The sequence below is a fragment of the Aliiruegeria lutimaris genome, from assembly GCF_900099935.1.
GTDB lineage: Bacteria > Pseudomonadota > Alphaproteobacteria > Rhodobacterales > Rhodobacteraceae > Tropicimonas > Tropicimonas lutimaris.
On sequence record NZ_FNEK01000101.1, the window covers coordinates 1 to 13306 of the forward strand.

The window sequence follows — 13306 nt, forward strand, 5'->3', positions numbered from 1 at the left end:
CCTACGTGGAAAGAGTATTGGTTCCGGAACTTGCGCCGGGAACGGTGGTCATTCTGGACAACCTCGCTACACACAAGAGCGCCGCCGCGGCCAAGGCCATGCGAGACGCCGGATGCTGGTTCCTGTTCCTGCCGCCCTATAGCCCCGACCTCAACCCCATCGAAATGGCGTTCTCGAAGCTCAAGGCTCACCTCCGCAGGATCGGCGCTCGCACCTTCACCGAATTGTTCGGCGCCATCGCCCAGGTCTGCGATCTCTATTCTCCGCAAGAATGCTGGAGCTACTTCAAGGCTGCCGGATATGTCTCAGGTTAATGGCGGGGTGCTTTAGGCAAGGCCAACATGCTGCGCGACGGCTCCGACGTCACGATCATCGCCAATGGCACGCTGACGCATCGCGCAATGAAGGCGGCCGAAATCCTTGCTGCCGACGGTATCGAGGCCCGCGTGCTCAACATGGCCAGCGTCCGCCCGATCGACGAGGAGGCCATCATCGCGGCCGCGAAGGAGACCGGCGCCATCGTCACCTGCGAGGAGCACACCATCTTTGGCGGGCTCGGCAGTGCGGTGGCCGAGGTCGTGACAGAAAACGCCCCGGTCCTGATGAAGCGCCTCGGCGTGCCGGGCATCTTCCCTCCGACGGGCTCGGCCAATTTCCTGCTCGACGAGTTCGGCATGTCGCCCGAAGGTATCGCGATGACGGCCACAGGCCTGATCAAGCGGAAATCGTAAAGGGCAGAACAGCAAAGGGAGGAGGCCGTGATGCAACGAGCGGTTCTGGCCATCGACGAAGGCACCACGAACAGCAAGGCGATCCTGGTGCTGGAAAGCGGCGAGATCGTCGCGCGCGGCTCCTGCCCGGTCGAGACCCGCCACCCGCAATCCGGCTGGGTGGAACAGGACGCGCGGCAGGTATGGTCCAGCACTGTCGCCGCGATCCGGGAGTGCCTTTCCAACGGTCCGGAAGTGGAGATCGCCGCCATCGGCATTTCCAACCAGCGCGAGTCGATCATGACCTGGGACAGGCAGACCGGCGCGCCGCTGGGGCCGCTGGTCACCTGGCAATGTCGCCGAACCGCCCTAGCCTGCGATGCCCTGAAAGCCGCCGGAGACGAGGACGAGGTGATCTCCCGCACCGGCCTGCCGCTCGACCCGTTATTCCCGGCTACCAAGGTCGGATGGCTGCTTGAGACCCACTGCGCAGGCAAGCCGGCCGGGGATATCTGCATCGGCACGGTCGATTCATGGCTGATCTGGAACCTCTCCGGCGGCAAGGTGCATGCCTGCGATGCTTCCAATGCCGCGCGGACCCAGCTCTGCAATATCGCCGATTGCCAATGGGACGAGACGCTTTGCAGGCTGTTCAAGGTTCCCATGGCTGCGCTTCCGCAGGTGCACGATTCCTCTCACATCTTCGCCCGGACCTCGGGCGTTGACGGCCTCCCGGACGGGGTGCCGGTCGCTTCGGCGATCGGCGACTCGCACGGGGCGCTCTTCGGTCACGGCGCCCATCATCCTGGCGACGGCAAGGTCACCTTCGGCACCGGCTCGTCGGTGATGACGACGCTGCCGGAGTTCATCGTGCCGCCGAAGGGCCTCACCACCACCATCGCGTGGTCGCTCAACGGCAGGCCGACATATGCATTCGAGGGCAACATCCTGGTCAGCGCCTCGATCCTGCCATGGACGGCGGAGCTGCTCGCGCAGGAAGATGTCACCGCCCTGCTCGAACTCGCCCAGACGGTGGAAAGCACGCTGGGAGTGATGCTGGTGCCGGCGCATGTGGGCCTGGGCTCGCCGCACTGGAACTCCAGCGCCCGCGGGCTGGTCTGCGGGCTCTCCTTCAACACAGGCAAGGCGCATATCGCCCGCGCCGCGGCAGAGAGCATCGCTTTCCAGGTCGCTGACGTGTTCGAGATCGTCGAGCAGAATTCCGGCCAGGGGATCGGGCGCCTGTTCGTCGATGGCGGCCCGAGCCGAAATCCGTTCCTGATGGGGATGGTTGCCGATTTCATCGACCACCCGGTGATCGTGGGCGAAAGCGCCGAGGCTTCGGCCCAAGGTGCGGCTTACCTGGCGGGGCTCGCCACCGGCCTTTGGCCAGATCTGGAGACGGTGGGCGCGCTGGAAGGGCACGGGCGCCAAATCGCGCCGAGCATCGCCGCGGCGGACCGCGAACATGCACGGTCGGAATGGCGCATGGCCATCGCACGCACCACTCTCGTTACGGAGTAGTTTCCAAGGTAGAGGGCGAAGCGCCTTCTGGCGCACGCCTCGCCTGCCTTCAGGGGCGCCGGATGACGTAATCCGGAGAAATTCCGGCGGTCTCCATCGCGGGACGCGGATCGGTTCCCGCGAAGAAGCCGTATTCGGCCACAAGCGCCGAGGCGATCCCTGCGGTCTGGGCACCGAGGATGTCGGTGTGCAGGCTGTCCCCCACCATCAGGATCCTCTCGCGCGGATAGTCGCCACCAAGCTGAGCGAAGGCCAACTCGTAGATATTGGAAAACGGCTTGCCAAAGAAACGCGGCGCGACGCCCGTTGCCTCGGCCAGCCGATGCGCGAAATACCCAGGTTCGAACGAGAATCCGCTGTCGCCGGGGGCGACGATGTCGGGATTCCCGACCCAGACCTCGCGTGGATTGGCCCGCAGCGCCGCTTCCAGCAAGGCATGGCGGGCCTCGGTCCACGCGCCGGAGCCGATCAACAGGAATGCCTCGACATCGGCATAAGGCGCGGGATCTTCGGCAAGGAAGATCAGGTCGATCTCTTCCAGGTCTGCCCGACCTAGCGACTCGGTCGCCATCACGCCCCAGCGGCGGGGCGTCTCGGAACGGACGGCGGCCAACAGCGCCTTGCGGCTGGTGACCACGTCTTCGGGTGCGAAATCATAGCCGAGCCGGGCGTATTTCTGCATCAGGAGCTGGTGGGGAAAGCCGCCCGCATTCGAGACCACCATGACGCGCTTTCCCGCGGCCTGAAGGTCCGCGACGCGGTCCGGCGTTCCGGGAATGGCGGAACTTCCGATATTCAGCACGCCGAAGGCATCCAGAAGGAATACATCGAACTCGTCGGCAATCTCGGCCAGCGTTTCCGCATGGCGCGGGCTCCCGCCGCGCACCGAACCCGGCATGCGCGCGCGGGCGGCCTCGTAGGAGGCAAAGGCCTGTTGCGTTGTCATTGTCACGTGAGTGCCTCCCGGATGTGAGCCGAGGCCTATTCGCACGTCCGCATGAAGGCAACGTTTGCCAAGGGCTTCACGATGCCGCGCCACGAATGCCCTGCCAAACCCTTTGGTGCAGGGTAATCATGTAGTCATACCGCCGGACTTTACCAAATCGCCCCTCCTCCCGCAGAGCCGGAGATACCGCACCGCACCGCGTGTTCACGGCGGCTCAGATCTCCTCGAAGAGGATCTCCTGCGCGCCTTCCCAGAGCACCCTGGGCCCGATCTCGGCGAGCTTGTCGAGATTGGAGGTCAGGGTGATGAAGTGGTTGCCGGCAAGCTGGCCCATCTTGGACTTGAAATGCACACCGCCATAGGCAAGCAGGATCTCGGTCTCGGAGATGCCGCCCGGGTAGAGCACGAACTGGCCCCGGGCCGGAAAGCTGGTGTGGTTCTCGTACTCGACACCGAAATCGGTCTCGCCGAGCGGGATCCAGACACCTTCGCCGCTCCAACGGACATGCACCACCTGGCTCTTGTAGGGAAGCTGGGCGCGGAAGGCAGCGACGGTTTTCGGCGCGGCCGCCTCTTCGAATTTCGCGTCGAATTCGACGCCGGAGATGGTGACTTTGAGCTTGGACATGGGAATTGCCTTTTGAGTTTCAGTCGATGCGCCCGAATAGCCGCGGCAGGCCGAGACGGCGCGAAACCTGCAAGACGGAGCGTTCGGCGACGGTGGAGGCGGCGAAAAGCGAGACGCCTTCGGGAGAGTTACCGTACCGATGGCGCAATCGGCGATCACGAACAAGGAGAAATGGATCGGGCCGACTCCCATATGCCCGGATATCGGCGACAACACAGGGACGATGATTGAATTCGAGGCAATCGTCTCAAGAAATATGCCGACAAGGAGGAAGTGCAGGTTCGCGATGATGAGGAAAACGAACCGGCTGGAGAATTTCGCCGGGGAACCGGGCGACCTACGTGCCGGCGCTCGGGCCTCATGCTGGAGCCTGCAACAATGCGAAACGACGCACCTTCGGCTTCGCCACGAATGAAACTTGATGTTCAGGCATCTACCGCGCATCGTTCGGATAGCCCGCCAGTGAGTGGATGCCGATCACCGATCGGCCTCTGCCCATATGGGGAGGACGGCGGGGGCAGATTTCCGGGAGGATGTGATGACGATGACCGACGAGGAAATGTTCAGTGAAAAACTTCAGGAGGTCCGCGAGATCGCTGCCGAACGCCTTGATGGCGCTGATCGGGAGAGTTTTCTCGAAGCGATCGACCTGCTGCTTTCGCGGTCATCGCCGGAAGACGTGAAAGGGCGGGCCGCGCACGAGATTTACGGCTCGGCGCTGGCGCTATGGAAATTCGCGGCCCGGCGCGAGGCCGGAACGGTCCGGGTGCGGCTCTACAACCCGCGCATGTCCGAGCATGGCTGGGAATGCTCCCATTCCGTCCTGGAAATCGTCAATGACGACATGCCTTTCATCGTCGACTCCCTGACATCGTTTCTCACGGTCAACGGGCTCACGATCCATTCGTTGATCCATCCGCTCATCACCGTCCGGCGCAATGCGGCAGGAGAACGGGTGGACGTTATCCCCCCCGGCGGCGAGGGCGGGAAACGGGAATCGATGATCCAGGTCCAGATCGACCAGATTGGCGACGAGGAGACGCTCGACCGTTACGAGGCCGAGATCCTTCAGGTTCTGGCCGATGTCCGCGTCGCGGTGGGGGACTGGAAGCCGATCCTGACCCGCCTGGTCGATGTGACCGACAGTCTGAAGAGGGCGCCGGCCAAGGGGACAGGCAACGTCGCCGAAGATGTCGTCGAATTCCTGGAATGGCTGGCCCAGAACCATTTCACCTTCCTTGGCTATCGCGAATACGAGAACACGGCCGACGCGCCCTCCTTGCAGCAGGTCAAGGGTTCCGCGCTGGGCCTGATGCGGGATCCAGAGTTCACGGTCCTGCGGGACCTGCACGGAAACTATGCCGACTGGTCGCCGGAGATGGATGCCTTCATCACCGATGTCTCGCCGCTGATGATCATCAAGGCCAACCGCCGGTCCACCGTGCACCGCTCCACGCATTTCGACCTGATCGGGGTCAAGAAATTCGACCGCAAGGGTGCGGTCACCGGGGTGCATCTCTTCGTCGGCCATTTCACGGCCGCTGCCTATAACCGAAGCCCGAGATCGATCCCCCTCCTGCGTCAGAAGGTGGAGCGCCTCGTCGAGCGGTCGGGTTTCGCTCCCGAAAGTCATGACGCGAAGGCCCTGGCGCATGTTCTAGGCACCTATCCGCGCGACGAGCTGTTTCAAAGCTCCGACAACCAGCTCTTCGAGAATGCCATGGGCGTTCTGCACCTGGCGATCCGGCCGCGCACGCGGCTGTTCGTCCGGCCCGACCGGTTCGGGCGGTTCGTGTCCTGCCTCGTTTTCGTTCCGCGCGAGCGCTACAACACGGAGTTGCGGCAGAGGGTCGGGGACATCCTGGCGGAGGAATTCGATGGGCGGGTCGCGACCTGGACACCCTCCTTCGGGGACGAGGTGTTGGCGCGAGTCCATTACGTGATCGCGCTGGAGGGGACGGTGGCGTCCAATTACGATACCGCCGCCATCGAGACCCGCATTCTCGACGCCGTGCGCGATTGGAGCGACCACCTGCGCGACGCCCTGATCGAGCGCAAGGGCGAGTCCGAAGGCAACCGGCTGCACGCGCTCTACGGTGCCGGCTTCGGCGCCTCCTATCGCGACGAGTTCAGCGCGTTGACGGCGATTTCCGATATCGAGAAGATGGAGGGGCTGAACGGCGACAGTGGGCTGGAGCTGAAATTCTACCGCCGGCTGGAGGACCCGGAAAGTAAGGCGCGCTTCAAGCTTTACCGGCTTGGCCGCTCGGTGCCGCTCTCCGATTGCCTGCCGATTCTCGAAAACATGGGCTTCCGCATCCAGGAGGAACACCCGTTCTGGGTCGAACGCGGCAACGAGGTGATCTGGATCCACGATTTCCACATGCAGTCGGCCAAGGGCGGCGAAGTGGACCTGTCGGAACTGCGCACCAAGCTCGAAGAGGCCTTCGCGACGCTCTGGACGGGCAAGGTGGATGACGATCCGCTGAACCGGCTGGTTCTGGTGGCCGGGCTGAGCGTGCGCGAGACGGCGCTCCTGCGGGCCTATAGCGGTTATCTGCGACAAGCGCGGATCCCGTATTCCATGCCCTACATGCAGGATGCGCTGATCGAGAACCCGCATATTGCCTGCAAGCTGGTCGACCTGTTCTACGCGCTCTTCGATCCGGTGGCCTTTGCCGACGGCGACAAGCGTCTGGCGGGGGCTGAGAAGATCGTGGCCGACATAGAAGCCGCGCTCGAGGAAGTGGCGAGCCTGGATTTCGATCGCATCCTGCGCCGTTTCAGAAATGCCATCCAGGCGACGCTGCGGACCAATTATTTCCAGAGCGACGCGGCGGGGCAGATCAAGCCCTACATGTCGTTCAAGTTCGATTGTTCGAAGCTGGAAGACCTGCCCTTGCCGCATCCCTGGCGGGAGATCTTCGTCTACTCGACCCTCGTCGAGGGGGTGCATTTGCGCTACGGCCCGGTGGCCCGCGGCGGCCTTCGCTGGTCCGACCGCAAGGAGGATTACCGCACCGAGGTGCTTGGCCTGGTGAAGGCGCAGCAGGTCAAGAACGCCGTCATCGTGCCAGTGGGCTCCAAGGGCGGCTTCCTGCCCAAGACCCTGCCCGTCGACGGCACCCGCGACGAGGTCGTGGCCGAGGCGGTCCGTTGCTACCGGATCTTCCTGTCCGGGCTGCTGGATCTGACCGACAATATCGTCGGCCCGGATGTCGTCCCGCCCGAGAGCGTCATCCGGCACGATACGGATGATCCCTATCTCGTGGTTGCCGCCGACAAGGGTACCGCGACCTTCTCCGATTACGCCAATGCGCTGGCGACCGAATACGGTTTCTGGCTCGGCGATGCCTTCGCCTCCGGCGGCTCGAACGGCTATGACCACAAGGGCATGGGCATCACCGCCCGTGGCGCGTGGGAAGCCGTGAAACGGCATTTCCGCGAGCTTGGGCATGACACGCAGACCGAGCCGTTCACCGTGATCGGCTGCGGCGACATGTCGGGGGATGTCTTCGGCAACGGGATGCTGCTGTCGGACCAGATCCGGCTGGTGGCCGCCTTTGATCACCGGGACATCTTCATCGATCCGAACCCGGATCCGGCAGCCAGCTTTGCCGAGCGCAAGCGGCTGTTCGAACTGCCGCGGTCGAGCTGGAGATCCTATGATTCCAAGCTGATATCGAATGGTGGCGGCGTCTTCTCGCGCAGCGCGAAATCCATTGCGCTCACGCCCGAGATCAAGGCCCTGACCGGCCTGAGCGCCGCCCGGGTGACGCCCTACGAGCTGATCAAGGCGTTGCTCAAGGCAAAGACGGACCTGCTGTGGTTCGGCGGCATCGGCACCTATATCAAGAGCACGACAGAGACCCATGCCGATACCGGCGACAAGGCCAATGACAACGTGCGTGTCGACGCGACAGAGATCCGCGCCCGCGTGATCGGCGAGGGCGCCAACCTTGGTGTGAGCCAGCGGGGCCGTGTCCAGCTTGCCAAGGCCGGCGTGAAGCTCAACAACGACGCCGTGGACAACTCGGCCGGGGTCGATTGCTCCGACCACGAGGTCAATATCAAGGTCGCCCTCGGCGCCGTCGTCGATGCCGGCGACATGACCGAGAAGCAACGCAATAAGCTTCTGGCCAGCATGACCGACGAGGTGGGCGAGCTGGTTCTGAAGACCAATTACCACCAGACACTGGCAATTTCGCTGGACGAAGCCGCCGCGCCATCGCTTCTCGACGAGCATGAGCGCTTCATCCAGTCGCTGGAAGCGCAGGGCAAGCTCGACCGCAATGTGGAGTACCTTCCCAGCGAGGAGGAACTGGCCGAGAGGCGGATGGCCGGGCTTGGCCTGACGCGTCCGGAAATCTCGGTCCTCGTGGCCTATGCCAAGATCGATATCTTCTCTGATCTGGTGCAGTCGGAGGTGCTCGACGATCCCTACATGGAGCGCTTCCTGATCGAGTACATGCCCACGCCGCTGCGGAAGAAATACGGGGATACCCTGCGCGCGCACAGGTTGCGCCGGGAGATCATCGCGACGGTTATCGCGAACATGCTGGTGAACGAAGGTGGGCCGACGATGGCATCGCGCCTGCAAGAGGATGCCGGCGTTTCGATCGGCGATATCGTCAAGGCGTTCATCATTGTTCGCGAGGTTTTCGGCCTGACCGATGTCGCGGCGGAGGTGAATGCGCTCGACAACAAGATCGCGGCCTCGGTGCAGATCGAGATCCACCGGGCGCTCTCGGACATGCTGGCGGCGCAGTGCCTGCGGCTGCTGAAGGATGATTGCCAGGCCATTGGCGAGGCAATCGACCGCTACCGGCCGGGCATTGCCGAGATCGCCTCCATTGCCGAGACGGCGGTCAGCGCCTTCTCGCGCGAACGTCTTGCATCGCGCACGGCCGAGCTGATCGAGCAGGGCGCGCCGGAGCACCTTGCCAAGCGCGTGGCGCTTTCGGAACTGCTCGGCGGGGCGATCGACATCTTCGACGTGGCGGGCAAGAAGGGCCGGGATGTGCGCGATGTGGCGGCGAGCTATTTCGCGGCCGGGGCCCGGTTCAGCCTGGACTGGCTGCGCTCCTCCGCCCGGCAGGTCGAGGTCTCCGATCATTGGGAACGCATGGCCGTGGCGCGGCTGATGGCGGATATGCGCGTGCACCAGACGAATATCGCCGCCGCCGCGCTGAGCATCGAGTATGCGGAGCCCGGCGAAGACAGCATCGCCAAGTGGATCGAACAGAACAGCCATCTGACGCATCGGGCGGACAAGCTGATCCAGGAGCTGCGCTCCGGCGGGCCGCTCACCGTCTCCAAGCTGGCGGTTGCCTCATCGCACCTGACGATGACGGCGAACTGACTCAGTCGCAGAAATGCGTTGCGCCCCGTTTTCAGGCGGGGCGCAACGGGTTCGAATGAACGGCCGTGGCCGAACCGGCGTGGGGATCAGCGCCCTTCGATGAACTTGCGGCCAGCGGCGACGGTGCGCTCCAGCCAGGGCTGCTCCTGCGCCATCGCTTCGTCGAGCGAGTTGCCCAGTGGCAGCCAGTGTTCGACGATCACGCTCATGTCCTTGTCGCAATGGGCGAGCTCGTCGAGGATCCACGGGATGTCCGCCCGGCCTTCGCCCAGCGGCACGCCGCGGATACGGAAGCCGACGCCGTAGGGGTCCGGCTCGATCACGTAGTCCTTCAGGTGCAGGTTGATCGTGTAGGGCGCGAGCATGGTGATGGTCTCTTCGGGCCATTCCTTGGCGCAGATCGAGTTCGCCACGTCGAGGCAGACGCCAAGCGCGTCGCTATCCACCGCGTCGAGCAGTTCCACCATCAGCGGCGAGGGATAGTTGAAGTGGTTCTCGATGGCGATGCGGACACCCGCCGCCTTCGCGTCCTCAACCAGCGGTCGCAGCTGGTCGGCCAGCGCGGCCACGGGTTGCTTCGCGTCCTCGGCATCGAGCGCCACGCGGAGGATCTTGGAGGAGATGACCTTGCAGATCTCGATATATTCGGCGACCTGCTTGGCGTTGAAGCACTGGGTGCCAACCTCCAGCGTGATCCCCTTCTCCCTGGCCAGTGCGGCCAGGCGCGCCAGCTCTTCGGCCGAAAGGTTTTCGAGCGGCATGTTGTCGGCATATTGGATCAGGTCGAGCCCCAACGCCTCGGCCGCGTCCAGCACGTCAAAGGGCGTCATCGGCGTCTCGGGCATCTGGTCCTTGATGCCGATGTTCCAGCGATACGCGTAGCTTCCAAGCCCAAGGCGCATGAGAATTCCTCCGTCATCACGCGGCACGGATGTGCCATCCTGCCAAATTCTACGGCAAGCGTTCTGACGTCGAAACAGGAAGGTGCCTCGATCATGTGTAGCTCTCCTTACCGGGTCGTTAGTTTGCGGAGATTTCCGATCTTCGGCGGGTGGTGGGACGGTCCGCATACGCACCGGTACCACCGCTCATCGGCTGCCGTGGTTGTGATGCGGGAGATGTCGACAATTGTTGTGTCTGTGAGCATACTCGCCCCCATGACGCGTGTGGCTCGAATATTCAGCACCTGCCTGATCGCCGCCTTCTTCCTGGGGCTGGTGGCCCAATCCGCGTCTGCCGGCATGATGGACCCGCCCATGGATATGGCAGTCAGCCAAAATGCGGAGATGAACCATGCCCGCTGCGTCGGTTGTGATGATGACGGGATGGACGGGCAGCCCGATTGTGACGGCGCCTGTGGAGTGGTCGAAATACTGGGCCTGCCGGTCGGCTGGACCGGGCCGAGCCCCATCACCGCCGCCGTCTTTTCCGATCTCGCGCCGAGGTTCCGCAACCGGGGAGACCCGCCCGCGCGAACGCCGCCCCGCGCCCGTTTCCCGATGTGACGAACCGCGCCCTGTGTCGGCGCGGGTGACGGGAGGACGCGTGGGTTCGGACAGGTCCGGCAGTCTCTCTCGAGATCAATGGAAATGGATGAACATCGCGCGATCCCGGCAGTTGTCCGCGATGTTTCAAAGAGGAAATATCATGAAGAAAAGTATGTTTGCCGCCCTCATGCTGATTGCGACACCGGCCATGGCGGCTGAAACCGTCACCGTCTACCGCGACCCGAGCTGCGGCTGCTGCGAGATGTGGGCGGACCACATGGCGGAACGTGGCTATGACGTGAAGATCGTGGACGACACTGAGGTTGCCGAGCGTGCAATGGCCGCAGGTGTGCCCGAGGAGCGCCTGTCCTGCCACCATGCCGAGGTCGGCGGATACCAGGTCCATGGCCATGTTCCCGAGGAAATCATCGCCCGCCTTCTGGACCAGAGGCCTTCGGTGACCGGGATCGTCCTGCCCGGCATGCCCGAGAACTCCCCCGGCATGGCGCGCGAGAAATACGGCACGCTCAAGGTCTATTCCTACGGACCGGGCGGCATAAAGGTCTACTCGAATGAATGAGTGTCAGATCGGCTCAACGTATCGTCATTTTCGCCCGAGCGGGTTTCCGGCGCTGATGACAGGCGGAGCAAACGCACAAGGGGCGTACAAGAGATGATTACACGCAGATCCCTGCTCGCCGGTACCGGTGCGCTTTGTGTCGCGCCGTTCATGCCCGGCCGGGCGCTTGCGTCCACGACGCACGAGACTTTGGAAGCCGCGCTTGCGAAGGTCCAGATCGCGCCCGAGGGCTACCCTCAAACCGAGATCTGGAGCTATGGCGGAACCGTGCCGGGCACGGAGATCCGCGTGCGGCAGGGCGAACGACTCCGCCGCCGGCTGGTCAATTCGCTTTCCGAGCCGACCTCGTTGCACTGGCACGGCATCCGCATCGACAATGCGATGGACGGTGTTCCCGGCGTGACGCAGGAGGCGGTCCCGCCGGGGGAAACATTCCTCTACGATTTCGAGCTGCCCGATGCGGGCACCTACTGGTATCACTCGCACAACCAATCCTACGAACAGGTGGCGCGCGGTCTGCAGGGGGCGCTAATCGTCGAGGAGCCGGAGGCGCCGGATGTCGACCGGGACGAGGTTCTCGTGCTCGACGATTTCCGCCTCGATCCCGAGACCGGGCAGATTGCCGGCTTCGACAACATGCATGATTTCAGCCATGGCGGGCGTTTCGGCAATATCACGGTGACCAATGGTGTCTTCAACAAGACGCTCGACGTGAAGCAGAACGAGCGCCTGCGCCTGCGCCTGCTCAACACGGCCAATGCACGGATTTTCGAGTTCGAGCTTCAGGGGATGGAAGGTTGGGTCGTCGCGCTGGACGGTATGCCGCTGCAACAGCCGAAACCGATCACCGAGAGCTTCCTGCTGGCCCCGGCGCAACGCGCCGACCTCATCGTCGATGTGACGGCGGAAGAGGGGAGTGAGGCGCACCTGGTGCGCCTTGAGCGGGAAGACGGGTTCAGCCACGTGTTGTTCAATGTGAAAGGCCGGGCTGCCGAAGCCCGCCGCCCAACGCCCATGCCCCTGCCGCCGAATCCGGACATGGCGGTCGATGGGCTCGAAGACGCCCTGCACAGCGAATTGCGCATGGAGGGCGGCGCGATGCGCGGCTTCGTGTCGGCGCAGATGAACGGGCGCGCGGTGGGGTTCCGCGAGGCCGCGCAAAGCATGAAGTTCTGGGCGATGAACGGGATGGTCGACATGCCCGACACGCCGCTGCTGGTCGCCGAACGTGGCCAGACCGTGCGCGTGCAGATGCAGAACGACACGATGTTCCCGCATGCCATGCACCTGCACGGGCACCACTTCCGGGAGGTACTACCCGGCGGCGGTCTTGGCCCGATGCGCGACACGCTGCTCATGTTCGGTGACGAACGCCGAGAGATCGCCTTCGTGGCCCATAATCCCGGCGACTGGGTGTTCCATTGCCACATGCTCACCCATGCCGCTTCCGGCATGATGACACGGATCAAGGTGCTGGCATGAGGGCGGTGGCCGTGCTTGCCGGTGCCGTGGTGGCCGGCGCTGGAGCATGGTTTCTTTGGGGAGGGCAGGCGGAGTCTTTCGGCCAGCCGAAGACTGTCAATATCGAGGCCGGCCGCGCACTCTACCAGGAGAACTGTGCCGCCTGCCACGGTGCCGATCTCGAAGGTCAGGTGGAAGACTGGCGCTCTCCGGGCGAAGATGGCCTGCTGCCTGCCCCGCCCCATGACGAGACCGGGCATACCTGGCACCACGGCGACATGCTGCTCTTCAACTACACCCGGCTCGGCGGCAAGGAGACGCTGGCGCGGCAGGGGCTGGAGTTCCAAAGCGGCATGCCGGGGTTTGGCGACAGCCTGTCGGATCAGGAGATCTGGGACATCATCGATTATATCAAGTCCACCTGGCCCAGACGGGTTCAGGAGATGCAGGCGGTCCGCACCGAGGCGGAACGCCAGCAGCAAGGGCAGCAGTAGAGAAGGCGCGCGGCGAGTGACTGTCCGTCGTCAGAGTTTTCCAGAGAGGGTGAGGCGATTTCGTAACGAGGGCTCCGGTTTGCTTTCTGTTTGAGGTTATGCGGCAGCGCTGTC

11 protein-coding genes and 1 pseudogene are annotated in these 13306 nt (G+C 63.7%); 8 read left to right on the forward strand and 4 right to left on the reverse strand.

The window, feature by feature from the left end; genetic code table 11:
* The 3 genes from BLR85_RS25640 to BLR85_RS25650 form a co-directional block, all read left to right on the forward strand.
* A partial coding sequence (locus BLR85_RS25640; protein WP_170844767.1) for a transposase occupies positions 1–314 on the forward strand: 314 nt, incomplete at its 5' end.
* Positions 315–341: 27 nt separating this feature from the next.
* On the forward strand, positions 342–731 hold the full coding sequence (locus BLR85_RS25645) for a transketolase C-terminal domain-containing protein (protein WP_212635168.1): 390 nt from the start codon (positions 342–344) through the stop codon (positions 729–731).
* 30 nt (positions 732–761) lie between these two features.
* Positions 762–2234, forward strand: a complete 1473-nt coding sequence (locus BLR85_RS25650; protein WP_093164182.1) for an FGGY family carbohydrate kinase — start codon at positions 762–764, stop codon at positions 2232–2234.
* A gap of 49 nt (positions 2235–2283) precedes the next feature.
* Here the strand turns inward: BLR85_RS25650 and BLR85_RS25655 are convergent, their stop codons facing one another.
* From BLR85_RS25655 to BLR85_RS30085, 3 genes and pseudogenes are all read right to left on the reverse strand, one after another.
* Positions 2284–3180: an HAD-IIA family hydrolase gene (locus tag BLR85_RS25655; RefSeq protein ID WP_093164185.1), complete on the reverse strand. Its 897-nt coding sequence runs from the start codon at positions 3178–3180 to the stop codon at positions 2284–2286.
* Positions 3181–3394: 214 nt separating this feature from the next.
* Positions 3395–3808, reverse strand: a complete 414-nt coding sequence (locus tag BLR85_RS29365; protein ID WP_170844768.1) for a DUF3830 family protein — start codon at positions 3806–3808, stop codon at positions 3395–3397.
* A gap of 180 nt (positions 3809–3988) precedes the next feature.
* A pseudogene (locus BLR85_RS30085) lies at positions 3989–4252 on the reverse strand (TRAP transporter large permease subunit); the annotation flags it as partial.
* 94 nt (positions 4253–4346) lie between these two features.
* Between BLR85_RS30085 and BLR85_RS25665 the strand changes: the two are divergent.
* Complete coding sequence (locus BLR85_RS25665; protein WP_170844769.1) at positions 4347–9170, forward strand: NAD-glutamate dehydrogenase; 4824 nt, start codon at positions 4347–4349, stop codon at positions 9168–9170.
* An 86-nt stretch (positions 9171–9256) separates the two neighbouring features.
* Here the strand turns inward: BLR85_RS25665 and BLR85_RS25670 are convergent, their stop codons facing one another.
* A complete protein-coding gene (locus BLR85_RS25670; protein WP_093164192.1) occupies positions 9257–10072 on the reverse strand; it encodes a sugar phosphate isomerase/epimerase family protein in 816 nt (271 codons plus the stop codon).
* A 216-nt stretch (positions 10073–10288) separates the two neighbouring features.
* Between BLR85_RS25670 and BLR85_RS25675 the strand changes: the two genes are divergently transcribed.
* The 4 genes from BLR85_RS25675 to BLR85_RS25690 all read left to right on the forward strand — a co-directional run bounded on the left by BLR85_RS25675 (position 10289) and on the right by BLR85_RS25690 (position 13192).
* Positions 10289–10675, forward strand: coding sequence for a hypothetical protein (locus tag BLR85_RS25675; protein WP_139188553.1), 387 nt, complete (start codon positions 10289–10291; stop codon positions 10673–10675).
* Positions 10676–10817: 142 nt separating this feature from the next.
* Positions 10818–11237 carry a DUF411 domain-containing protein gene (locus tag BLR85_RS25680; protein ID WP_093164201.1) on the forward strand — a complete coding sequence of 140 codons (420 nt, stop codon included), beginning with the start codon at positions 10818–10820 and terminating at the stop codon, positions 11235–11237.
* Positions 11238–11330: 93 nt separating this feature from the next.
* Complete coding sequence (locus tag BLR85_RS25685) at positions 11331–12719, forward strand: multicopper oxidase family protein (RefSeq protein WP_093164196.1); 1389 nt, start codon at positions 11331–11333, stop codon at positions 12717–12719.
* On the forward strand, positions 12716–13192 hold the full coding sequence (locus BLR85_RS25690; RefSeq protein WP_093164198.1) for a c-type cytochrome: 477 nt from the start codon (positions 12716–12718) through the stop codon (positions 13190–13192). The genes BLR85_RS25685 and BLR85_RS25690 overlap by 4 nt, the downstream gene beginning before the upstream one ends.
* Positions 13193–13306 lie beyond the last annotated feature (114 nt).